Source organism: Klebsiella grimontii (assembly GCF_042137965.1).
GTDB lineage: Bacteria > Pseudomonadota > Gammaproteobacteria > Enterobacterales > Enterobacteriaceae > Klebsiella > Klebsiella grimontii.
In genome coordinates this window covers 1,480,973-1,503,839 of record NZ_CP169721.1, presented here as the reverse complement: position 1 = coordinate 1,503,839, position 22,867 = coordinate 1,480,973, and the positions used below count along the sequence as shown (strand labels likewise).

The following is a 22,867-nucleotide window of genomic DNA, read 5'->3' as shown; positions in this document are numbered from 1 at the left end:
ATTTAGAAAAGGCGTTGACTCATTTCCAACTCTCCCTATAATGCGACTCCACACAGCGGGGGTGATTAGCTCAGCTGGGAGAGCACCTCCCTTACAAGGAGGGGGTCGGCGGTTCGAACCCGTCATCACCCACCAACTACTTTACGTAGTCTCCGCCGTGTAGCAAGAAATTGAGAAGTGGGTGATTAGCTCAGCTGGGAGAGCACCTCCCTTACAAGGAGGGGGTCGGCGGTTCGATCCCGTCATCACCCACCACTTTCTCGCCAGCTGGATTTCTTGCCGTAAAATGAAGTACCGAAGTGGGTGATTAGCTCAGCTGGGAGAGCACCTCCCTTACAAGGAGGGGGTCGGCGGTTCGATCCCGTCATCACCCACCACTTCGGGTCGTTAGCTCAGTTGGTAGAGCAGTTGACTTTTAATCAATTGGTCGCAGGTTCGAATCCTGCACGACCCACCAATGTAAAAAAGCGCCCTAAAGGCGCTTTTTTGCTATCTGCGATACACAAAGCCGGAGCAGCCTTTTACCTTGCCATCCGGCAATGACGCTTAATTCACTAGCGCCGCAACCAGTTTCTCCAGCGCAGGCGTCGCCTGATGCTGGTCATAGACGATATACAAATCAGCGGGTATCCGCTCTTCCAGCGGACGAAACGCAACCCCCGGCCATGCCATCTGCGCGTAGCTATCGGCGATGAGCGTAATGCCGATCCCCATACTGACCATCGCCAGCACCGTTTGCGGCTCCATTACCTCACGGATAATCATCGGCGAGAATCCGGCACTCTGGCACACGCGTTGTAAAAACGTCCAGTCGGTATGTATTGAGGGCATAGTGACAAAATATTCGTTACGCAACGTCGCAAGCGGGATCGCCTTACGCGCAGCTAGCGGATGCTCTTCCGGCATGGCCACCAGAAAAGAGGACTCATGCAAGCGCAGGCTGGTAAAGCCAGGAGAAGGCGCCGTCGCCATTCGCCAGACGCCGGCGTCCAGCTCGCGTCGTTCCAGCATCGCCATCTGCATCGCGGGCATATTCTCTCTGAAAAGCACTTCCACGTTAGGATGCTCTTTCAAAAAACGACGCATCACCGGACGCATTTTTCCCCACATTGCCGTGCCTATCACGCCCAACTCCACCCGCCCGGCCTCACCCCGCCCAATCTGTTCCACGCGCGCCAGAGCCTGATTCGCGCTGGAAAGCAGACGACGGGACTCCTCCATCAGGATTTTTCCTGCGTGGGTCAAGGCCACGCTGCGGGAGTGACGAACAAACAGTAGCGTGCCGAGCTGCTGCTCCAGATCTTTGATGTGAATGCTGAGCGGAGGCTGCGACATATTCAGCCGCGCCGCCGCACGACCAAAATGCAGCTCTTCTGCGACAGCCAGAAAATAGCGCAATAACTTCAGATCGATACGATGCGTGCGTTCCATGGCTCATGCGCTCCTGGGGCGAAGGATAATGCGCAAAGTTACCACATTACATCAGAGAAAATGAAACGGCGGGACATGCCCCGCCGCTGAAGAGGATTAATGGGCCAGCTCTTTCTCCATTCGCTGCTCAGGTTCATGTTTATAGCGGAAGAACAGGGCAAAAATGACCGCCAGCATTAATGAATAGGCTGCGAACACCAGCCAGATGGTTTGCCAGTCCTTTACGCCGTCCAGAGAAAAGTAGTCCACGGCCAAGCCGCTGAGAACCGAACCAACCCACGCGCCGACACCGTTCACCATGGTCATAAACAGCCCCTGCGCGCTGGCGCGAATATTCGCTCCCACCTGTTGCTCAACGAATACCGACCCTGAAATATTAAAGAAGTCGAATGCGCAGCCGTAAACAATCATCGACATCAACAGCAGTACAAAACCGAACGGAGACGGATCGCCAAAGGCAAAAAAGCCAAAGCGCAGCGTCCACGCCAGCATACTCATCAACATGACCGTTTTAATGCCAAAGCGTTTCAGAAAGAACGGAATAGTGAGAATAAAGGCGACTTCCGCCATCTGCGAAACAGAAAGCAAAATAGAGGGATAGCGCACGACAAAGCTGTCGGCAAACGCCGGGTTGCGGGCGAAATCATGCAGGAAGGGGTTACCGAAGACGTTGGTGATTTGCAGTACCGCCCCGAGCATCATTGCGAAGAAAAAGAAAATGGCCATCCGCGGATTTTTAAACAATACGAATGCATCCAGCCCCAGTCTCGCGGCCAATGTGGTGCTGGCTTTCTTCTCGGTCACGGGAATTTTCGGTAGCGTAAACGCGTAGAGCGCCAGCAATAACGACGCGGCAGAGGCGATATACAGCTGCGCGCTGCTCAGCTCCAGACCCATCAGGCTCACCATCCACATGGCGACAATAAAGCCGAGCGTGCCAAACACGCGAACAGGCGGAAACGCGGTCGCCGGATCCTGACCGGACTGCGCCAGGCAGGAGTAGGAGACGCTATTAGACAAGGAGATGGTCGGCATGTAGGCCATCGCGTTAATCAGCATTACCCAGAACATGGTATCCGGGTCGGTAACGGTCGTCGCATAAAGAAGCACTCCTGCGCAGACCAGATGGCAGAGCATGTAGGCCCGTTCTGCACGTAGCCATTTATCGGCAATAATTCCCATAACGCCGGGCATGATAATAGCCGCCAGCCCTTTGGAGCTATAGACCATACCGACGTTTGCGCCGGTGAAATGCAACGTGTTTATCATGTAAGAACCCAGGGTGACCAGCCAGCTTCCCCAGATAAAATATTGCAAAAACGACATGAGCTTTAAGCGAGAGGCGATACCCATTTTTCCGTTCCTTGCCATTAAAGTAAAACCCCGCAAGCGGGGTCATATTTATTATTTTTTTCAGGCCAGTTTGCGCAAGAAGCCGCAGATCAGGTTGATAAAGTTCTGCCGGGAGAGTTCGGCCGCCGCCAGGGTTTGCGCGTGAGATAATTTCACATCGCCCAGCCCTTCAGCCAGATTGGTAATCGCTGAGACTGCCACCACTTTTAACCCGCAATGACGGGCGGTAATCACTTCCGGCACCACGGACATCCCCACCACATCGCCGCCGATAATCTGCATCATGCGAATCTCTGCCGCCGTCTCAAAATTCGGCCCGGGATAGGAAACAAATACGCCTTCGGTCAGCGGAAACCCTTCTTCCGCCGCCACGCTCTGCAGAACGGCGCGATAATCCGCATCATAGGCGTTGGCCAGAGAGAAAAAGCGCTCGCCGAAACGTTCATCATTCGGGCCAACCATTGGCGTGCCCGGCATCGTATTAATGTGATCGCTGAGCGCCACCAGGCTACCCGGCCCGACCTCCGGGCGCAACGAACCGGCCGCGTTAGTACAAAACAGTAGTTCACACCCCAGCAGCTTTAGCGTGCGGATAGCATCGGTCATCACCGGCATGCCCCGTCCTTCATAGAAGTGCCCGCGCCCTTTCATGCAGGCAACAGGTACGCCGGCCAGATTTCCCAGCACCAGCTCGCCGGCATGGCCGTGAACCGTACTCACCGGGAAGCCGGGCAGCTTCTCGTAAGATATCGCCACCGCATCTTCAATTTGTTCCGCCAGCGCCCCTAGACCAGAACCAAGAATAAAAGCCACGCGCGGCGTAAAATCCGGCTTATATCCGCGAATAATATCGGCGCTATACCAGGGGTTCTGTGAGAAAAGCGTGTCGCTCATAAGCTGTCCTTAAAAACTGAAGAATGGATAAAATGATTGGCTACCATCTTGTTATAACGATGCGACGCAATCGATTACCAATACAGTTTTCCCGGACGTTTGATATCAAAAAGCTATTGATTTCATTTCTGATACAAGGGATCGTTTTCGCGTAAGGCGGTAAGCCGGGCCGCCTGCAGCCGCACCACCTCCCACAGCGCCTCTGCGGCTGTCGATAGGGAGCGGTTTTTACGCCGCGCCAGCATCAGCTGGCGTTCCACTACCGGCGTCAGCCGCTTCACCTGCAAACGGCTCCCCTGCGGGAGCGGCAGCGCTAATGCGGGTAATATACTGATGCCTATCCCCGACTCAACCATCGGAAATAGCGTGGCCGGATGCCCGATTTCCTGCACGATGTTCGCGGTAACGGCGAATCCTGAAAGCGCAGCATCAATCAGCGGACGGCTGCCAGAAGCATAATCCTGCAAAACCAGCCGCTGGTGCTGTAGGTCCTGCCAGCTCACCGCGTCCCGTCCGGCAAAAGGGTGATCGCTGCGGCAAAGCAGCAGGAATGGTTCAGCGAGAACCGTCTCGCACTGTAAATCGGTCGCGGCGCCGGGATCGATAACGATACCAAAATCCACTTCTCCCTGCCGAATGCTCTCCAGCACCCACTGCTGGGGGCGATCGTGCAGAACGAAATCTATCTCCGGATAGCGCCGGTTGCTGTAGGCAATGCACTGCGGGATCAGATGGGCGGAAATGGTCTGGCTGGCCGCCACCCGGACGGTGCCCATCAGCTGCTGCCCGACGCGACCGGCCTCACGCAGCGTGCTATTGAGTTCATCCAGCAAGCGCTCAAGCCGGGCCGCCAGCTGCTGTCCTGCCTCCGTGAGCACCACTTCACGCGTCGTTCGGTCAAGCAGGCGTACGCCGGTCTGGTGCTCCAGCTCTTTTACGCTATGGCTGACCGCAGACTGGCTAAGACCAATGCTCTCCCCTGCCCGGCTAAAGCTTTTAACGCGGGCAACGGTCACAAAAACTTTTAACTGACGCAGCGAATAATTCATCTCTTTTTTTCATGAATAGATGCAATAAATCGATTTTATTTCTCAAACTAAAGAAAGCACAATAGCGACATCGATTTTCAGGAGCGTTTATGAAATTTTTCCGCATTCTTGATCCATTCACCCTAACGTTAGTCACCGTCGTCCTGCTGGCCTCCTTTTTTCCTGCGCGCGGCGGATTTGTCCCCTTCTTTGAACATTTAACCACCGCCGCCATCGCGCTGCTGTTCTTTATGCACGGCGCCAAGCTCTCCCGTGAGGCGATCGTTGCCGGGGGCAGCCACTGGCGTCTGCATCTCTGGGTTATGTGCAGCACGTTTATCGTTTTTCCCGTGCTTGGCGTGCTGTTCGCCTGGTGGGCGCCCGTTAACGTCGATCCGGCGCTCTATACCGGGTTTATTTATCTCTGCATTCTTCCCGCCACCGTCCAGTCGGCCATTGCGTTTACCTCTCTGGCGGGCGGCAACGTGGCGGCTGCGGTATGCTCGGCTTCGGCCTCAAGCCTGCTGGGGATCTTCATTTCGCCACTGCTGGTCGGCCTGTTGATGAATCTGCACGGCGCGGGCGGGAGTCTGGAGCAGGTCGGCAAGATTATGCTGCAGCTGTTGCTGCCGTTTGTGCTGGGACATCTCTCGCGTCCATGGATTGGCAACTGGGTGGCAAAACATAAAAAGTGGATCTCGAAAACCGACCAGACCTCCATCCTGCTGGTGGTCTATTCGGCGTTCAGCGAGGCGGTGGTTAACGGTATCTGGCACAAAGTCGGCGTTGGTTCGCTGCTGTTTATCGTTATTGTCAGCATCGTGCTGCTGGCGATTGTCATTGCTATCAACGTGTTTGTGGCGCGCCGGTGCGGGTTCAATAAAGCGGATGAAATTACGATTGTCTTCTGCGGGTCGAAGAAGAGCCTGGCGAACGGCATTCCGATGGCCAATATTCTCTTCCCGACCTCAATTCTGGGAATAATGGTGCTGCCACTGATGATCTTCCATCAGATTCAGCTTATGGTCTGTGCGGTGCTGGCGCGGCGCTATAAGCGCCAGGCCGAAGCGTTACAGGCGCAGGAGAAAAATCGCGCCTCCGAAGCCTAACGCGGACGCTTAAGGGGCTCGACCAGGCTGGTCAGCCCCTCCGTTTTAATCAATAGCGTTAATGCCATCAGCTCGCCAAGATGCCCGGCGGGAAATTGATCCTTACGGGCAAACCACAGCAAATACTCTTCCGGCACATCGATTAAGCGCCGCCCTTTGTATTTACCAAACGGCATTTCCGTATTGGCAATCTCAATAAGCTGCTCTTTATCCACGCGACTCTCCGAGCAGACGCAGCATTTCGTCTTCATCGATCACCGCAATCCCTAGCTCCTGCGCTTTGGCGAGCTTAGAGCCCGCCGCCTCCCCGGCGATAACCAGGTCGGTCTTCTTCGACACGCTGCCCGCCACCTTCGCGCCGAGCGCAACCAGCCGGGCTTTCGCATCATCACGGGAGAGCTGACTCAGGCTACCGGTCAGAACCACCGTTTTGCCGGCAAAGGGGCTATCGATCTCTTCCGCATTGACCACCACCGGCGCCGGCCAGCGGACGCCTTCTTTACGCAGCTGAGCAATCACTTCGCGATTGCTCTCTTCGGCAAAGAAATTACGCACGTGCGTGGCGACCACAATCCCGACATCGGGCACTTTTTGCAGATCGTCAATTGAAGCCTGCTCCAGCGCCTCAATGGTGCCAAAGTGGGCCGCTAAACCGGCTGCCGTCGCCTCACCCACTTCGCGGATCCCCAGCGCGTAAAGGAAACGAGCAAAGGTGGTCTCTTTTGACTTCTCCAGCGCATCCACCACGTTTTGCGCTGATTTTGGCCCCATGCGATCGAGCCCGGTAAGCTTACCCGGCGTCAGTTGAAAGAGATCGGCAGGCGTATGCACGTACTCTTTTTCAACCAGCTGATCGATGATTTTATCGCCCATTCCCTCCACGTCCAGGGCGCGACGGGAGACAAAATGCTTGAGCGCTTCTTTACGCTGGGCGCCGCAGATCAGACCGCCGGTACAGCGGGTCACCACTTCGCCTTCTACGCGTTCAACGTCGGAATGACATACCGGGCAATGGGTGGGAAACACGATTTCACGCGTCTCCTCCGGGCGTTCTGAGAGAACGACGTTCACGACCTGAGGGATAACATCACCGGCGCGGCGAATAACCACCTTATCGCCGATGCGCAGCCCCAGACGCTCGATTTCATCAGCATTATGCAGCGTCGCGTTGCTGACCAGGACGCCGGCGACCTGTACCGGCTCCAGACGCGCTACCGGCGTGATGGCGCCGGTACGCCCGACCTGAAACTCGACATCGCGCACGAAAGTCATCTGCTCCTGGGCCGGAAACTTAAACGCCACCGCCCAGCGCGGCGCGCGGGCCACGAAGCCAAGCTGTTCCTGAAGCGCAAGCGAATCCACTTTGATAACCACACCGTCAATATCAAACCCCAGATTCGGCCGATCTTCTTCAACCTTGCGATAGTAAGTAAGCACTTCCTCTGGAGAATGGCAGAGCTTTACGCGCTCGCTGACCGGCAGTCCCCAGAACTTAAACTGCTGCAAGCGCGCTGAGTGGCTTCGCGGCAGCTCGCCGCCTTCCAGCACGCCCACGCCGTAGCAAAAGAAAGTGAGTGGACGCTTCGCGGTAATCCGCGGATCGAGCTGGCGTAAAGAACCTGCAGCGGCGTTTCGCGGGTTAGCAAATACCTTCCCGCCGGTTCGCCGCGCCTCTTCATTGATTTTTTCGAACCCCGCCTGCGGCAGGAAAACCTCTCCACGAACCTCAAGCCGCTGCGGAATATTGTCGCCGCGAAGCTTCAGAGGGATAGCGCGAATGGTGCGTACGTTGGAGGTGATATCTTCACCGGTCGTTCCATCGCCGCGGGTCGCCGCCTGTACCAGCAAGCCGTTTTCATACAGGATACTGACCGCCAGGCCATCCAGCTTGAGCTCACAGCAGTAGGTCAGATCATCGGTATTTTTCAACCGATCCTGAACGCGCTTATTAAACGCAAGGAAGCTCTCTTCATCGAAAACGTTATCCAGCGACAGCATCGGCACTTCATGGCGAATCTGGCTGAATGCGGCTAGCGGTGCGGCGCCGACGCGCTGGGTAGGTGAATCGGGCGTAATCAATTCAGGATGTTGAGCTTCCAGTTCACGTAGTTCACGCATCAGCCGATCGTATTCAGCATCAGGAATTTCCGGCGTATCCATGACGTGGTACAGGTATTCATGATGGCGAAGCGTGGTTCGCAGTTCAGTCAGTTTTTGTTCGTTCGATTCCATATCACACCATCAATGATAAAAAACCCCCGACGGGCGGGGGTTCAGGATGAGTAGATGAAACGCAAGAAGATGAATCAGGCGTTAGCCTCTTTCACTTCACGAATACGGTCTTGATATTCGCGCAGTTTTTGCGGCGTCATCATCCGACGCTGATCGTCCAGCACTACGCCGCCGACTTCATCGGCAATGTACTGCGCAGACTGCAGCATCAGCTTAAAGTTTTGCAGTTCATCGCCAAAGGACGGAACCTGCATAAAGATAGTTACCCCAGGCGTCATCATATCCGCCATGCTGTCCGGATTGAAGGTGCCGGGCTTAACCATATTGGCCAGGCTGAAGAGCACCTGACCGCTGCCGTCCGGGCTGAGGTGACGATGGAAGATATTCATATCGCCAAATTTGAAACCCGCCTGCTGGATGCTGTTGATTAACAGCTCGCCGTTAAGCTGCGAACCGTGGTGCGCGGCGACGTTCATCACGATGACCGTCTCCTTACGCTCTTTAGGCTGCGGCGCGGCCTGCTGCGGCTCAGGGGCCTGAGGTTCTGGCGTCGGCTGAGGCTCTGGAGCGACAGCGGGTTGTTGAACCGGCTGCTGCACATGCTGAACGGGTTGCTGTGGCTGCGGAGGCTGTACCGGCTGCATTACCGGCTGCTGAGGCGGCACGGCGTGATGCGGTTGCTGAACCGGGGCCTGCGGGCGAACAGGCTGTTGTTGCGGCGGCTGCGCTGCACGGACAGGCTCTTCCGGGCGCACAGGTGGCTGCTGCGCCTGACGCTCATAAGGAGGCTGATACTGGTGCTGCGGCTGACGAGGTGCTTCATGCTCCCCATGAACGCCATTCGGCGCATGACTGGCCCGATGAACCCGGACTTCACCAACGCCTTCAACATCGTCATTAAAGTCGTCGCTTTCCGACTCTTCATCGTCGCGTGACTTCATACGTTTCAGTGGGCGATCGCGAAACATCGAGGAGCGCTCTTTACGGCTGGTCCAAAAACCGTGCACCAGTAAAGCGATTATGGCGATCGCGCCAACAATGATTAATATCAGACGCAAATCCTGCATCATTATATTCTCTGTTGTTCTAACACCTTGCCACCACGGCAAACATTTACTCACTAAGAGTATTTGCCGATTACATCAAGTGCAAGTGCGTCTGGGGCTTTCACTACATAAAGATGAACTAAATCGTGCTTTTTGCTGTTTTTTCGAACATTTCCTAACTGGTTATTGTCTGCTAACCCGATAAAATAGCCCGGCATTCAGCCTGGATGTCAAAAAAGGAGCATTACCTGACTATGGTTTCATCATCCGTAACGACCCCGCGCAGTGGCGTCTACTACTTTTCGCAGGGTTGGAAGCTGATCGGGCTGCCGGGGATCCGTCGATACGTATTCCTCCCTTTGCTCGTCAACATTATTCTGATGGGCGGCGCATTCTGGTGGTTGTTCACGCGTCTGGGCAGTTGGATCCCCTCTTTGATGAGCCATGTTCCTGAATGGCTGCAATGGCTTAACTATCTGCTGTGGCCCATGGTGGTCATTTCTATACTGCTTGTCTTCGGCTACTTCTTCTCGACAATCGCCAACTGGATTGCCGCCCCCTTTAGCGGCCTGCTGGCCGAGCAGCTTGAAGCGCGCCTGACGGGCGCGACGCCGCCGGACGTCGGGATTTTCGGCATCATGAAAGATGTGCCGCGCATCATGAAGCGTGAGTGGCAGAAGTTCGCCTGGTATCTCCCGCGGGCCATCGTTCTGCTGATCCTTTACTTCATTCCCGGTATCGGCCAGACCATAGCTCCCGTGCTGTGGTTCCTGTTCAGCGCCTGGATGCTGGCGATTCAGTACTGCGATTATCCTTTTGATAACCATAAGGTGCCGTTTAAAACGATGCGCCAGGCGCTGCGCACGCGTAAAGTGACCAATATGCAGTTTGGCGCCTTAACCAGCCTGTTTACCATGATCCCGATACTGAACCTGGTGATCCTGCCCGTCGCTATTTGCGGCGCGACGGCAATGTGGGTCGACTGCTACCGCGACAAACACGCGATGTGGAAGTAGCGCTATCGCTTTCGGAGCGGCTTATGCCGCTCCTTATTACTTCTGGCTTGTCATTATTTCTCTTCCGAATATAGATATGCTAAATCCTTACTTCCGCATATTCTTTAAGCGGGTATGCTGAAGCCGTACTCCCAAATTTCATACAGTTAAGGACGGGCCATGAGTAAGATTTTTGAAGACAACTCCCTGACTATCGGCCATACGCCGCTGGTACGACTGAACCGCATCGGTAACGGGCGCATCCTGGCAAAGGTAGAATCTCGTAACCCGAGCTTTAGCGTAAAATGCCGTATCGGTGCCAATATGATTTGGGATGCCGAAAAACGCGGCGTGCTGAAACCCGGCGTTGAGCTGGTGGAACCGACCAGCGGTAACACCGGTATCGCTCTGGCCTACGTGGCTGCGGCGCGCGGTTATAAACTGACGCTGACGATGCCGGAGACCATGAGCATCGAACGCCGCAAGCTGCTGAAGGCCCTGGGCGCCAATCTGGTGCTGACCGAAGGCGCTAAAGGCATGAAAGGCGCCATCCAGAAAGCCGAAGAGATTGTCGCCAGCAATCCGGAGAAATTCCTGCTGCTGCAGCAGTTCAGCAACCCGGCCAACCCGGAAATTCATGAAAAAACCACCGGCCCGGAAATCTGGGAAGATACCGATGGTCAGGTTGACGTCTTCATCTCCGGCGTCGGTACTGGCGGTACGCTGACCGGCGTGAGCCGCTATATCAAAGGCACCAAGGGTAAAAAAGATCTGATTACCGTTGCCGTTGAACCCACCGATTCCCCGGTTATCGCCCAGGCGCTGGCAGGCGTTGAGCTGAAGCCCGGCCCGCATAAAATTCAGGGTATTGGCGCAGGCTTTATCCCAGGCAACCTGGATTTGAAGCTGGTGGATAAAGTGGTTGCGATCACCAACGAAGAAGCCATTTCCACCGCGCGCCGCCTGATGGAAGAGGAAGGCATTCTGGCCGGGATCTCTTCTGGCGCCGCCGTTGCCGCTGCGCTGAAGCTGCAGCAGGATGAATCCTTTACCAATAAGAATATTGTGGTTATCCTACCTTCTTCAGGTGAGCGCTATTTAAGCACCGCATTGTTTGCCGATCTTTTCACTGAGAAAGAACTGCAACAGTAATGCCAGCTTGTTAATATCGTGTAAAAAAGCACCTTTTCAGGTGCTTTTTTGTGGCGCACATCAAACTTTTACCCCTCCTGGCATTGATTCACTTCGTTGGGTCTGGTATTTAACCAGCACATTTATTTCGATGCGCGAAATTATTCCGATTTGGATTTCCATAAGCTGAATCGATTTTATGATTTGGTTCAAGTCTTCCTTTAGCGGCATAATGTTTAATGACGTGGTAGACGTTAACGGCCTGAAGGTTTCCACAGCGATTCGCTGCTGCTGGTGCCGGAGCCGGATACGTGATGCCGGCGCTAACGATACAGGCTAAAGTTTGGCCGTTAGGCTAAACTTTAGGTCCACAACACTAAACCTATAAGTTGGGGAAATATAATGTTCCAGCAAGAAGTTACTATTACCGCTCCGAACGGTCTGCACACCCGCCCTGCTGCTCAGTTTGTTAAAGAAGCAAAAGGCTTCACTTCTGAGATCACTGTAACCTCCAACGGCAAAAGCGCCAGCGCCAAAAGCCTGTTCAAACTGCAGACTCTGGGCCTGACCCAGGGCACCGTTGTGACTCTCTCTGCCGAAGGCGAAGATGAGCAGAAAGCAGTTGAGCATCTGGTTAAACTGATGGCTGAACTCGAGTAAGTTCACGGGTTCTTTTTAATATCAGTCACAAGTAAGGTAGGGTTATGATTTCAGGCATTTTAGCATCCCCGGGTATCGCTTTCGGCAAAGCTCTTCTGCTGAAAGAAGACGAAATTGTCATCGACCGGAAGAAAATTTCTGCCGATAAGGTTGATCAGGAAGTTGAACGTTTTCTGAACGGCCGCACCAAGGCCTCCGCCCAGCTGGAGGTCATCAAAACCAAAGCTGGTGAAACTTTCGGTGAAGAAAAAGAAGCCATCTTCGAAGGGCACATCATGCTGCTGGAAGATGAGGAGCTTGAGCAGGAAATCATAGCCCTGATTAAAGATAAGCATATGACTGCCGATGCGGCAGCCAATGAAGTTATCGAAGGTCAGGCTACTGCCCTGGAAGAACTGGATGACGAATACCTGAAAGAGCGTGCGGCTGACGTACGCGACATCGGTAAGCGCCTGCTGCGCAACATCCTCGGTCTGGCCATCATCGATCTGAGCGCGATTCAGGATGAAGTTATTCTGGTTGCCGCTGACCTCACTCCGTCTGAAACCGCGCAGCTGAACCTGAACAAGGTGCTGGGTTTCATTACCGACGCGGGCGGTCGTACTTCCCACACCTCCATCATGGCGCGTTCCCTTGAACTGCCGGCCATCGTGGGCACCGGCAGCGTGACCAGCCAGGTGAAAAACGGCGACTATCTGGTTCTCGACGCGGTGAATAATCAGGTTCTGGTTAACCCGAGCGACCAACAAATCGAAGAACTGCGCAACCTGCAGGCTCAGGTCGCTGAAGAAAAAGCGGAACTGGCTAAGCTGAAAGACCTGCCGGCCATCACGCTGGACGGCCATCAGGTTGAAGTCTGCGCCAACATCGGTACCGTACGCGACGTTGAAGGTGCCGAGCGTAACGGTGCAGAAGGCGTTGGCTTATATCGTACAGAATTCCTGTTCATGGACCGCGACTCGCTGCCAACTGAAGAAGAACAGTTCGCCGCTTACAAAGCCGTTGCCGAAGCGTGCGGCTCGCAGGCGGTTATCGTTCGCACCATGGACATCGGCGGCGACAAAGAGCTGCCGTACATGAACTTCCCGAAAGAAGAGAACCCGTTCCTCGGCTGGCGCGCGGTGCGCATCGCCATGGATCGCAAAGAGATTCTGCGTGACCAGGTTCGTGCAATCCTGCGTGCTTCCGCTTTCGGTAAACTGCGCATCATGTTCCCGATGATCATCTCTGTTGAAGAAGTGCGTGCACTGAAAAAAGAGATCGAAATCTACAAACAGGAACTGCGCGACGAAGGTAAAGCTTTTGATGAGTCCATTGAGATTGGCGTGATGGTGGAAACCCCAGCCGCTGCGACAATTGCTCGTCACTTAGCCAAAGAAGTTGATTTCTTTAGTATCGGTACCAATGATTTAACGCAGTATACTCTGGCAGTTGACCGTGGTAATGATATGATTTCACATCTTTACCAGCCAATGTCCCCGTCCGTGCTGACGCTGATTAAGCAAGTTATTGATGCTTCTCATGCTGAAGGCAAATGGACTGGCATGTGCGGTGAGCTTGCGGGCGATGAACGTGCTACACTTCTGTTGCTGGGTATGGGTCTGGACGAGTTCTCTATGAGCGCCATTTCCATCCCGCGCATCAAGAAGATTATCCGTAACACGAACTTCGAAGATGCGAAAGTATTAGCAGAGCAGGCTCTTGCTCAACCGACAACGGACGAGTTAATGACGCTGGTTAACAAGTTCATTGAAGAAAAAACAATCTGCTAATTCACGAGATGCGCGGCCCAAATTACTGCTTAGGAGAAGATCATGGGTTTGTTCGATAAATTGAAATCTCTGGTTTCTGATGACAAAAAAGACACCGGAACTATTGAGATTGTTGCCCCGCTCTCTGGCGAGATCGTCAACATTGAAGACGTGCCGGATGTAGTTTTCGCGGAAAAAATTGTGGGTGATGGCATTGCTATCAAACCTACTGGCAACAAAATGGTTGCGCCGGTAGATGGTACCATCGGTAAAATTTTTGAAACCAACCATGCTTTTTCAATCGAATCTGATAGCGGCATCGAGCTGTTCGTTCACTTCGGTATTGATACCGTTGAACTGAAAGGCGAAGGCTTCAAACGTATCGCTGAAGAAGGCCAGCGTGTGAAAGTCGGCGACCCGGTTATCGAATTCGATCTGCCGCTGCTGGAAGAGAAAGCCAAGTCTACCCTGACTCCGGTTGTTATCTCCAACATGGACGAGATCAAAGAGCTGATCAAACTGTCCGGTAGCGTAACCGTGGGTGAAACGCCGGTTATCCGCATCAAGAAGTAATTCTTGCCGCAGAAGAATGGCGCCTCTCAGGGCGCCATTTTTTTATCTCGCCGCTTTAAACGGCCGATAGCACTTCTCCCGCGAAAGTATTTTCATCCCCTCAGGGCCGCTTTCCAGAATCCGCTTCTCGCTGTCAGAAACCTGTAAATCACACTGATATCCGCCCACGGCGCCAAATAGCGACCCCACTTCGCAAACATCTTCCAGCGCTTCGCTGCCGGTCGTCTCAAAATGACCGACGACTCTTCCCTGCTGGCGCACCACTAAGCGATAGCTCTTCATACTCCCTCCCCTCGCGGCGGCAGAATGAGCTCATCGCAGCCCTGTTCCTCGGTCCATGTCATGACCGCCAGCACCCGCTGCGCGGCGGCTTTAGCGGCATCGCCCAGCGGTATCCCGCAAACCAGGCCGCTCGCCAGTTCGGCGCAAAAAAGGTCGCCCGTTCCCTTGAGGTCGGTTTCTACACGCGGATGTTCGATCACCTCGACCGACTCTGCGCTAACCACCAGCACGTTGATCGTGGCGCTATCCGCTCCCGGCGCGCTGGTAATAACCACCCATTGCAGTGAATCAGAGAGCAGACTACGGGCGGCAATAATCGCCTCCTGCTGATGATGACAAGGCAGGCCGCTTAGCGTCTCCAGCTCAAACAGATTGGGCGTGATCCCCTGAGCCTGCGGGAGCAAATGCGTACGATAGGCTTCAGGGATCTCGGCCTTGACGTAGATACCGCTATCCACATCGCCAATGACGGGATCAACGAGAATACACAGTTCAGGACGCTGCTCGCGAATGAGCTGCAGCCATTGCGCCAGACGCTTAATCTGCACGGCGCTGCCCATATAGCCGGTCGTTACCGCCCGCAGCTCGCGGAGCGCGTCACGCTCCTCCAGCGCCTTTAAATAACCGGCAAACCACTCTTCCGGGATCACCCCGCCGTAGTAGGTATCGTAATGCGGTGTATTGCTAAACAGCACCGTCGGCACCGCCATCACCCGCAGGCCGTGCTGCTTTATCGCCGGTATCGCAATACTGTTGCCTACGCTGCCGTAAACCACCTGCGACTGCACGGCCACGATATCGACCTGCAGTGCCCGGCTTTTATCGCTAAAGAGCACCGATTGTATTTCATCTTGCTGATCCATCCTTTCTCCTCCCGCTGGACAGCGAGTCAGACTCTGATTATCATTCGTCCTATGCTAAAATTCATTTTGTCATAGGTCAATAATGATCGTTGGAAAAACTGCCAGTGAGATCTTCGATAATATCCGCCATCTGGTACAAAGCGGCGCGCTCAAGCCTGGCGATATTTTGCCGCCGGTCCGCGAGCTGGCGGGCAAGCTGGCGGTTAACCGCAATACCGTCGCTGCCGCCTATAAGCGCCTGGTAACCTCCGGTCTGGCCGTCAGTCAGGGGCGTAATGGCACCGCTATTAAAACGCATAATACTCTTCCCGCCCTTGAAGGGGGCGATCCCTCTTCCCCGCTGAAGGATATTTCCAGCGGCAATCCCGATCCCGCTCGCCTGGCGAACCTCAAGCACTCCCTCGGCGCGATTGCTTTAGCGCCACGTCTGTACGGCGATGCGGCGGTTGAGCCCCGGCTGGCCGCGTGGGCCAGTCGCTGGGTTAACCCGGATCTGGAGATGGACGCCGAGATTAACCTCGCCAGCGGCGCCGTCGATGCGCTTGAGCGCCTGCTATGCGCCCTGTTGCTGCCCGGCGATAGCGTGGCCATTGAAGATCCCTGCTTTCTCAGCAGCATCAATATGCTGCGCTATGCCGGTTTTCACCCTTCGCCGGTGCCGGTCGACGGGGAAGGCATGCAGCCTGAGCCCCTTGAAGAGGCGCTGCGCAACGGCGCCCGGGCGGTCATTATCACCCCGCGCGCGCACAATCCGACCGGCTGTAGCCTCAGCGAATCCCGCGCCCGGGCAATACGCGAAATACTGGCCCGCTATCCGCAGGTTCTGGTGATTGTTGACGATCATTTCGCGCTGCTCTCCGCCACGCCCTGGTACTCCCCTATCGCCGCGGAAAGCCAGCGTTGGGCGCTGGTACGCTCCCTGTCAAAAACCCTGGGGCCGGATATACGTCTGGCCATCGTCGCCAGCGACGCCGACACGTCGGCGGCGCTGCGCCTCAGGCTTAATTCCGGTAGCCAGTGGGTCAGCCATCTGTTGCAGGATCTGGTCATCGCCTGCCTTAACGACAACGCCTTTATGGCCTCTCTGGCGGAAACCCGGCGCCACTATCGTCAACAGCATGAAAAGCTGATTGCCGCCCTCGCCAGCCGCGGAATCACCCACCTGACGCCAGGAGACGGGCTTAATTTTTGGTTCCCGCTGGAGGAGCCGAGTCAGCCGGTGGCGCTTCGTCTGGCGCACGCCGGCTGGCTGGTTCGCGAAGGCGAAACGTTCGGTATCCGCGAACCAGCGCACGGGCTACGGCTGTCGCTTGCGACGCTAAGCGAGAATGAAATTAATAAGCTCGCCAATGACTTATACCAGATATTACAACAACAGTGACGGGAGTTAACGCTATGCAGATCCACTTTATCGTCCATGAAGTCTTTGAAGCGCCGGGAGCTTACCTGCGCTGGGCGCAGGCGCGCGGCTACGGTATCAGCTGGTCTCGGGTATATGCGGGAGATGCGCTCCCGGAAAACGCCAACGCCTTTGATATGCTGGTTGTGCTCGGCGGCCCGCAGTCGCCGCGCACCACATTAACTGAGTGCCCCTGGTTTGATAGCCACGCCGAGCAGCGTTTGATTGCGCAGGCCATTGCCGCAGGACGGATCGTGGTGGGGATTTGCCTCGGCTCGCAGCTTATCGGTGAAGCGCTGGGCGCGCCGGTCATGCAGAGCCCGGAAAAAGAGGTCGGCCACTATCCCATCACGCTCACCACCGCGGGCCTGCAGGATGACAAACTGGCCCATTTTGGCCCCTCGCTGGTCGTCGGCCACTGGCATAACGATATGCCGGGCCTGACGCCAGAGGCGGAAGTGATGGCCTCCAGCGAAGGCTGCCCGCGGCAAATTGTGAAATACAGCGACCGGGTCTATGGCTTCCAGTGCCACATGGAGTTTGACGCTGAGGTCATCGAGCTGCTTATCGCCCATTCACAGCAGGAGCTTAGCGCCGCCCGAGGCAGGCGTTTCATTCGTAGTGAACAGGAGATGCGCGCCTGGGATTATCGCGAAATGAATGAGAAGCTATGGGTGTTCCTTGATAAGCTGACGGCAAAGTAAGCAAAACGCTTTTATTCAAGCCCGACAATGCGAGGATCGCCACAAATGCACAATCCCAACCCACAGCTTAAAGCCGCCATCGAAGCCTGCGATCGCGCTATCTCCCAGGAAGATTACGCGACACTGATGGAGTATTACGCTGAAGACGCCGCGCTGGTCGTCAAACCAGGCATGGTGGCCAGAGGCAAAGAAAATATCCGCAACGCGTTTATCGCCATTGCCGACTATTTTCAGCACCGGCTGGTGGTGACGCAGGGAAAAATGGAGATCATCGAAGGCGGCGGCAATGCGCTGGTGATTATGGAAACCCGGCTGGATATCCCGACGGAAGCCGGGATAACACAGGTCACGCGGCGCGCAACCTATGTCTTTCGTCAGCAGGGCGAACGCTGGCTCTGCACCGTGGATAACTCCTACGGTACCGACCTGCTCGACGCGCCCGAGGTTTAAATTCCCGCGCCCTGGGTAAAATGCTCTTCGCCAAATACACCGGTAGAAAGGTAGCGATCGCCGCGATCGCAAACGATCGCCACCACTACCGCGCCGGGATTTTCGCGGGCAACGCGCAATGCGCCCGCCACCGCGCCGCCGGAACTGACGCCGCAGAAAATCCCTTCCTTCACCGCCAGCATCCGCATGGTGTTTTCGGCATCCTGTTGATGGATATCGAGCACCACGTCCACCAGCTGCGCGTTAAAAATGCCCGGCATATATTCGGCAGGCCAGCGGCGAATGCCGGGAATACTGCTCCCCTCTTCCGGCTGCAGTCCGACGATGCTCACCGCTTTATCCTGCTCGCGCAGAAAACGCGATACGCCGGTAATGGTGCCGGTGGTGCCCATGCTGGAGACAAAATGGGTGATCCGCCCGTCAGTCTGCCGCCAGATTTCCGGCCCGGTGGTGGTGTAGTGCGCGTACGGGTTATCAGGATTGTTGAACTGATCCAATAGCTTGCCTTCGCCGCGCTGGGCCATTGCTAACGCTAAGTCACGCGCGCCTTCCATTCCCTGCTCTTTCGTCACCAGAATCAGCTCCGCGCCGTAGGCGCGCATGGCGGCACGGCGCTCCTGGCTCATGTTGTCCGGCATCAGCAGCTTCATCTGATAGCCTTTAAGCGCGGCGATCATCGCCAGCGCAATGCCGGTGTTGCCGCTGGTCGCTTCAATCAGCACATCACCGGGCTTAATCTCTCCGCGCTTTTCAGCCTCGACAATCATCGACAGCGCCGCTCTGTCTTTCACCGAGCCCGCGGGATTGTTGCCTTCGAGTTTGACCCATATTTCGCTGCCGTTGTCCGGCCCCATGCGCTGCAGTTTGACCAGAGGAGTATTGCCGATGGTATATTCGAGTGTATTCACGATTTCTACTCAATAAAAAAGCCGGGTGGCGCTTCGCTTACCCGGCCTACAAGACGCAGTGATTACTGTAGGCCCGATAGGCGAAGCGCCACCGGGCGATAAACTACGCAATAAGCTATCAGGCCGATTCAGCCAGAGCAAGCTCCTCGCGCGGCTCAATACGTTCATTGCCGTTGTACAGACGCGCGTTCTGCAGGCCAACAAACAGGCGTTCCCCGCGATGCGGCGCGTCTTCACCCTGATGCACCACGGTTAGCGGTTCGTCATACCACCCGAGAGGCTGCACAACTAATTGGGTGTAGTGGCCTTTCGGGCTCGCTTCCAGCACCTGTACCGGCAGCGGCGAATCCAGGCTGGTGCGACGGCTGATGTCCACTTCCCACGGACGCAGGAACAGATCGACCGGCCCCTGGTACGCCGGGGTATAGCCCAACGGCCAGCGATGCGCGCCGACGTGGAACTGACCGCCGCGAAGGGTTCCCTTCAGGCGGTTAACTTCGCCCATGAACTCCAGCACAAAACGCGTGGCCGGCTCGCGCCATACCCGATCGGGCGCATCGGCCTGTTCAATATTGCCCTGGCTCATGACCACCACGCGATCGGCCACTTCGGTCGCCTCTTCCTGATCGTGGGTGACAAATACGCTGGTAAACTTCAGCTCTTCGTGCAGCTGACGCAGCCAGCGTCTCAGTTCTTTACGGACCTGGGCGTCCAGCGCGCCAAAAGGTTCATCCAGCAGCAGGATCTGCGGTTCAACCGCCAGCGCGCGCGCTAACGCGACGCGCTGCTTCTGCCCGCCGGAAAGCTGGGCCGGATAGCGTTCCGCCAGATGCGCCAGTTGGACCATCTCCAGCAGCTTGGTGACTTTTGCCTTGATGCCGGCAGCATTCGGTCGTTCACGACGCGGCAGTACCGTCAGGCCGAAGGCGATATTGTCGAACACCGTCATATGGCGAAACAGCGCGTAGTGCTGGAACACGAAGCCGACTTTACGGTCACGCGCATGCACGCGGCTGACGTCGGTACCGTGAAAACGGATATGGCCGCTGGACTGATTTTCCAGCCCGGCGATGATACGCAGCAGCGTGGTTTTCCCGGAGCCTGACGGCCCCAGCAGCGCGACCATCTGTCCGGAGGGGATATCCAGCGAGATATCATTCAGCACCTGCGTGCGACCAAAAGACTTCTTAATATTGGCAATCTCAATGCTCATGATTTCCCTCCAGTTGCGCGCGTTTTTCCTGATTGGCCAAACGCCATTGCACCATACTCTTCAAAAACAGGGTCAAAATAGCCATTAACGTCAGCAGTGCGGCGGCGGTAAACGAACCGACGGAATTGTAATCCTGCTCCAGTAGTTCAATTTGTAGCGGCAGCGATAAGGTTTCGCCGCGGATTGAGCCGGAAACCACCGACACGGCGCCGAATTCACCGATCGCGCGGGCGTTAGTCAGCACCACGCCGTAGAGCAGCGCCCAGCGAATATTGGGCAGCGTAACCCGGCGGAACATCTGCCAGCCCGACGCGCCGAGCAGAATCGCCGCCTCATCTTCATTGCTGCCCTGGCTCATCATCACCGGCACCAGTTCGCGGACCACAAACGGACAGGTCACAAAAATGGTCGCCAGGACCATGCCCGGCCAGGCAAACATAATCTGCAGGTTATGCTCATCGAGCCAGCCGCCCAGCGGACCGTTAGAACCGTAAAACAGCAAATAAACCAGGCCCGCCACCACCGGCGAGACGGCAAACGGTATATCCAACAGCGTCAGCAGCAGCTGACGGCCTGGAAAGGTAAAGCGCGTCACCAGCCACGCCAGCAGCGTACCGAAAACCAGGTTTACCGGTACGGTAATCAAGGCAATCATGACCGTTAGCCAAATGGCGTGCAGCATGTCCGGGTCTGCAAGGTTTTGCAGTACCGGCATCAGGCCTTTGCTAAAGGCCTGCACGAAGATATAGACCATCGGCACAATCAGGATGAAGGCAGAAACCAGCACCCCAACACCTATCAGAAACCATTTTCCCCAGTTAATGCGGGGAGCGTCATAACGCTTCAATTGAGCAACGATCGCCATTAATGACCTACCACGCGTCGACCAAAGCGACTTTGCAGAGTGTTAATCGAGTACAGCAGCAGCAGCGAGGCCGCGAGGATCACCGAAGCAATCGCGCTCGCCGCCGGGTAATCAAACTCCTGCAAACGGATAAAAATCATCAGCGAGGTCACTTCCGTTTTCCACGCAATGTTGCCGGCGATAAAAATCACCGCGCCAAACTCACCGAGGCTGCGGGTAAAGGACAGCGCAACGCCCGCCATCAGCGCCGGGGAGAGCTCCGGCAGCACCACCTTGCGAAAGCTCTGCCAGCGCGTGGCGCCCAGGGTTTCCGCCGCTTCTTCATATTCCGGGCCCAACTCTTCCAGCACCGGCTGCACGGTACGCACCACAAACGGGATGCTGGTAAAGGCCATCGCCACCGCGATACCGAGCCACGTATAGGTGACTTTAATATCAAATTTCGCCAGCCACTCGCCGTACAGCCCGTTCACGGAGAAGAGCGACGCGAGGGTTAAGCCGGCAACGGCCGTCGGCAGCGCAAACGGCAAATCCATCAGAGCATCCAGCAGCGTGCGGCCCGGGAAGCGGTAGCGGGTTAAGATCCACGCCATCAGCAGGCCGAAGACGCCGTTAAAAATCGACGCCACAAACGCCGAGAGTAGCGTCACTTTATAGGCCGCCACCACCTGCGGGTTGGTGACCACATCCCAGTACTGCGCCCAGCTCATCTGGGCAAGCTGCATCACCAGCGCGCTGAGCGGCAACAACAGGATCAGGCAGACGAACAGCAGGCTGGTCCCGAGGCTTAAGGTAAAGCCCGGCAGCACGCGTTTAGTCGATACTGCAAACATTACTTACGCCCCGCCGCCAGCAGTTTGTCCAGCTCGCCGCCGCTGGTAAAGTGGGTTTTCATCACTTCCGGCCAGGAACCAAATTTATCTTCCACGCGGAACAGATCGGTCTGCGGGAATTTATCTTTCAGTTTGTTCATCACGTCCGGGTTATTCACGCGATAGGAGTAATCGGTGATGATGGTCTGCGCCTGCGGGCTATAGAGCCAGTTCAGGTAGGCTTTCGCCGCTTTCTCTGTTCCGTTGGCCTGCACGTTTTTATCCACCCAGGCGACCGGGAATTCCGCGAGGATATTGGTTTTAGGAATGACTACCTCAAAGCCCTGATCTTCGTACTGTTTCCGAATGTTATTTACTTCAGATTCAAAGCTAATCAGCACATCGCCAAGCCCACGCTCGGCAAAGGTGGTGGTTGCGCCGCGCCCGCCGGTATCAAACACTTCGACGTTTTTCAGAAACTGGGTCATAAACTGCTCGGTTTTCGCTTTATCACCGCCGTCAGCTTTGTCCGCCGCGCCCCACGCCGCCAGGTAGGTGTAACGGGCATTGCCGGAGGTTTTCGGGTTCGGGAAAATGAGCTTCACATCGGAACGCACTAAATCATTCCAGTCGTGGATATTTTTCGGGTTACCTTTACGCACCAGGAATCCCATCGTCGAGTAAAACGGCGAGCTGTTATTCGGCAGACGGCTTTGCCAGTCCGCCGGGATCAGTTTGCCTTTGTCGTGCAGAATCTGGACGTCGGTCACCTGATTGTAGGTCACCACGTCGGCCTTAAGCCCCTGCAGAATCGCCAGCGCCTGTTTTGATGACCCGGCATGAGATTGTTTAATCGTCAGCTTATCGCCGCCGTTATCTTTCGCCCACTGCTGTTCAAACTGCGGGTTAAGGGCGGCAAACAGCTCGCGGGAAACATCGTAAGAACTGTTCAGCAGTTCCGTCGCCTGCGCCTGCGCGACCAGCAGCACAGAAGCAGCCAGCGCCAGATATCCTTTTGTTAATGATTTAACGGCCATTGCGCACCCTTATCAATATGATGATTTTCTGCTGATCATCATATTTATAACGGCTATGAAAGGAGTAACGGTTTTATATACCGTTTGGCGATTTGGAAGTCGAAAAGAGAATAAGGAAATGGCAAAGCTTA

At 55.6% G+C, this 22,867-nt stretch carries 23 protein-coding genes and 4 tRNA genes; 13 read left to right on the top strand and 14 right to left on the bottom strand.

Going from position 1 to position 22,867, the window contains the following annotated elements:
* The first annotated feature begins 59 nt into the window (after window positions 1-59).
* From ACE3MN_RS07275 to ACE3MN_RS07260, 4 genes are all read left to right on the top strand, one after another.
* A tRNA-Val gene (locus ACE3MN_RS07275) sits at window positions 60-135 on the top strand.
* Window positions 136-179: 44 nt separating this feature from the next.
* Window positions 180-255: transfer RNA gene (locus ACE3MN_RS07270), tRNA-Val, on the top strand.
* 46 nt (window positions 256-301) lie between these two features.
* Window positions 302-377 (top strand) — tRNA-Val (locus ACE3MN_RS07265).
* A 4-nt stretch (window positions 378-381) separates the two neighbouring features.
* Window positions 382-457, top strand: a tRNA-Lys gene (locus ACE3MN_RS07260).
* 89 nt (window positions 458-546) lie between these two features.
* On the opposite strand, the gene ACE3MN_RS07255 is transcribed toward ACE3MN_RS07260, so the two are convergent.
* The 4 genes from ACE3MN_RS07255 to ACE3MN_RS07240 form a co-directional block, all read right to left on the bottom strand.
* Window positions 547-1,431, bottom strand: coding sequence for a LysR family transcriptional regulator (locus tag ACE3MN_RS07255; RefSeq protein WP_024359304.1), 885 nt, complete (start codon window positions 1,429-1,431; stop codon window positions 547-549).
* 96 nt (window positions 1,432-1,527) lie between these two features.
* Entirely contained in the window at window positions 1,528-2,784 is a 1,257-nt protein-coding gene (locus ACE3MN_RS07250) for a nucleoside permease (protein WP_004870802.1), read from the bottom strand.
* A 60-nt stretch (window positions 2,785-2,844) separates the two neighbouring features.
* Complete coding sequence (xapA, locus tag ACE3MN_RS07245) at window positions 2,845-3,678, bottom strand: xanthosine phosphorylase (protein WP_024359305.1); 834 nt, start codon at window positions 3,676-3,678, stop codon at window positions 2,845-2,847.
* A gap of 122 nt (window positions 3,679-3,800) precedes the next feature.
* Window positions 3,801-4,727 carry a LysR family transcriptional regulator gene (locus ACE3MN_RS07240; RefSeq protein ID WP_024359306.1) on the bottom strand — a complete coding sequence of 309 codons (927 nt, stop codon included), beginning with the start codon at window positions 4,725-4,727 and terminating at the stop codon, window positions 3,801-3,803.
* An 89-nt stretch (window positions 4,728-4,816) separates the two neighbouring features.
* Here ACE3MN_RS07240 and ACE3MN_RS07235 point away from each other — a divergent pair, with 89 nt between their 5' ends.
* Window positions 4,817-5,815, top strand: coding sequence for a bile acid:sodium symporter family protein (locus ACE3MN_RS07235; RefSeq protein WP_004870798.1), 999 nt, complete (start codon window positions 4,817-4,819; stop codon window positions 5,813-5,815).
* Here ACE3MN_RS07235 and ACE3MN_RS07230 read toward each other — a convergent pair.
* From ACE3MN_RS07230 to zipA, 3 genes are all read right to left on the bottom strand, one after another.
* A complete protein-coding gene (locus ACE3MN_RS07230; protein ID WP_004870796.1) occupies window positions 5,812-6,030 on the bottom strand; it encodes a DUF3820 family protein in 219 nt (72 codons plus the stop codon). The two genes, ACE3MN_RS07235 and ACE3MN_RS07230, sit on opposite strands and share 4 nt — an antisense overlap.
* Window positions 6,023-8,047, bottom strand: coding sequence for an NAD-dependent DNA ligase LigA (gene ligA / locus ACE3MN_RS07225; protein WP_049099598.1), 2,025 nt, complete (start codon window positions 8,045-8,047; stop codon window positions 6,023-6,025). Before ligA ends, ACE3MN_RS07230 begins: the two co-directional genes overlap by 8 nt.
* A gap of 74 nt (window positions 8,048-8,121) precedes the next feature.
* On the bottom strand, window positions 8,122-9,117 hold the full coding sequence (zipA, locus tag ACE3MN_RS07220) for a cell division protein ZipA (RefSeq protein ID WP_082236898.1): 996 nt from the start codon (window positions 9,115-9,117) through the stop codon (window positions 8,122-8,124).
* Window positions 9,118-9,347: 230 nt separating this feature from the next.
* Between zipA and cysZ the strand changes: the two genes are divergently transcribed.
* The 5 genes from cysZ to crr all read left to right on the top strand — a co-directional run bounded on the left by cysZ (window position 9,348) and on the right by crr (window position 14,203).
* A complete protein-coding gene (gene cysZ / locus ACE3MN_RS07215; RefSeq protein WP_004870791.1) occupies window positions 9,348-10,109 on the top strand; it encodes a sulfate transporter CysZ in 762 nt (253 codons plus the stop codon).
* Between the two features lie 159 nt (window positions 10,110-10,268).
* Window positions 10,269-11,240: a cysteine synthase A gene (cysK, locus tag ACE3MN_RS07210; RefSeq protein ID WP_004870789.1), complete on the top strand. Its 972-nt coding sequence runs from the start codon at window positions 10,269-10,271 to the stop codon at window positions 11,238-11,240.
* A 381-nt stretch (window positions 11,241-11,621) separates the two neighbouring features.
* Window positions 11,622-11,879 carry a phosphocarrier protein Hpr gene (gene ptsH / locus ACE3MN_RS07205; protein WP_002913505.1) on the top strand — a complete coding sequence of 86 codons (258 nt, stop codon included), beginning with the start codon at window positions 11,622-11,624 and terminating at the stop codon, window positions 11,877-11,879.
* A gap of 44 nt (window positions 11,880-11,923) precedes the next feature.
* Window positions 11,924-13,651, top strand: coding sequence for a phosphoenolpyruvate-protein phosphotransferase PtsI (gene ptsI, locus ACE3MN_RS07200; RefSeq protein ID WP_004870786.1), 1,728 nt, complete (start codon window positions 11,924-11,926; stop codon window positions 13,649-13,651).
* A gap of 42 nt (window positions 13,652-13,693) precedes the next feature.
* Window positions 13,694-14,203: a PTS glucose transporter subunit IIA gene (gene crr, locus ACE3MN_RS07195; protein WP_000522253.1), complete on the top strand. Its 510-nt coding sequence runs from the start codon at window positions 13,694-13,696 to the stop codon at window positions 14,201-14,203.
* Window positions 14,204-14,245: 42 nt separating this feature from the next.
* Here crr and ACE3MN_RS07190 read toward each other — a convergent pair whose 3' ends face one another.
* Both ACE3MN_RS07190 and pdxK read right to left on the bottom strand, forming a co-directional pair.
* Complete coding sequence (locus ACE3MN_RS07190) at window positions 14,246-14,485, bottom strand: hypothetical protein (protein ID WP_004104337.1); 240 nt, start codon at window positions 14,483-14,485, stop codon at window positions 14,246-14,248.
* The gene (pdxK, locus tag ACE3MN_RS07185) at window positions 14,482-15,348 is read right to left on the bottom strand and encodes a pyridoxine/pyridoxal/pyridoxamine kinase (RefSeq protein ID WP_375364322.1); all 867 of its coding nucleotides are present in this window, start codon (window positions 15,346-15,348) and stop codon (window positions 14,482-14,484) included. The genes ACE3MN_RS07190 and pdxK overlap by 4 nt, the downstream gene beginning before the upstream one ends.
* A gap of 82 nt (window positions 15,349-15,430) precedes the next feature.
* On the opposite strand from pdxK, the gene ptsJ reads away from it, so the two are divergent.
* From ptsJ to ACE3MN_RS07170, 3 genes are read left to right on the top strand one after another with little or no spacing between them, the layout of a single operon-like run.
* Complete coding sequence (gene ptsJ / locus ACE3MN_RS07180; RefSeq protein ID WP_049085971.1) at window positions 15,431-16,729, top strand: transcriptional regulator PtsJ; 1,299 nt, start codon at window positions 15,431-15,433, stop codon at window positions 16,727-16,729.
* Window positions 16,730-16,743: 14 nt separating this feature from the next.
* A complete protein-coding gene (locus ACE3MN_RS07175; RefSeq protein WP_004870773.1) occupies window positions 16,744-17,451 on the top strand; it encodes a GMP synthase in 708 nt (235 codons plus the stop codon).
* A 45-nt stretch (window positions 17,452-17,496) separates the two neighbouring features.
* A complete protein-coding gene (locus tag ACE3MN_RS07170; protein ID WP_004870769.1) occupies window positions 17,497-17,901 on the top strand; it encodes a YybH family protein in 405 nt (134 codons plus the stop codon).
* On the opposite strand, the gene cysM is transcribed toward ACE3MN_RS07170, so the two are convergent.
* The 5 genes from cysM to cysP all read right to left on the bottom strand — a co-directional run bounded on the left by cysM (window position 17,898) and on the right by cysP (window position 22,736).
* Window positions 17,898-18,809 (bottom strand): cysteine synthase CysM, encoded by a 912-nt coding sequence (gene cysM, locus ACE3MN_RS07165; RefSeq protein ID WP_024359313.1) that lies wholly within the window; start codon window positions 18,807-18,809, stop codon window positions 17,898-17,900. The two genes, ACE3MN_RS07170 and cysM, sit on opposite strands and share 4 nt — an antisense overlap.
* Window positions 18,810-18,927: 118 nt before the next feature.
* Window positions 18,928-20,022, bottom strand: coding sequence for a sulfate/thiosulfate ABC transporter ATP-binding protein CysA (cysA, locus tag ACE3MN_RS07160; RefSeq protein ID WP_049088208.1), 1,095 nt, complete (start codon window positions 20,020-20,022; stop codon window positions 18,928-18,930).
* A complete protein-coding gene (gene cysW, locus ACE3MN_RS07155; RefSeq protein WP_004870763.1) occupies window positions 20,012-20,887 on the bottom strand; it encodes a sulfate/thiosulfate ABC transporter permease CysW in 876 nt (291 codons plus the stop codon). The genes cysA and cysW overlap by 11 nt, the downstream gene beginning before the upstream one ends.
* Window positions 20,887-21,720 carry a sulfate/thiosulfate ABC transporter permease CysT gene (cysT, locus tag ACE3MN_RS07150; protein WP_004123378.1) on the bottom strand — a complete coding sequence of 278 codons (834 nt, stop codon included), beginning with the start codon at window positions 21,718-21,720 and terminating at the stop codon, window positions 20,887-20,889. Before cysT ends, cysW begins: the two co-directional genes overlap by 1 nt.
* Window positions 21,720-22,736, bottom strand: coding sequence for a thiosulfate/sulfate ABC transporter substrate-binding protein CysP (gene cysP, locus ACE3MN_RS07145; RefSeq protein WP_004870758.1), 1,017 nt, complete (start codon window positions 22,734-22,736; stop codon window positions 21,720-21,722). The genes cysT and cysP overlap by 1 nt, the downstream gene beginning before the upstream one ends.
* Window positions 22,737-22,867: the final 131 nt, after the last annotated feature.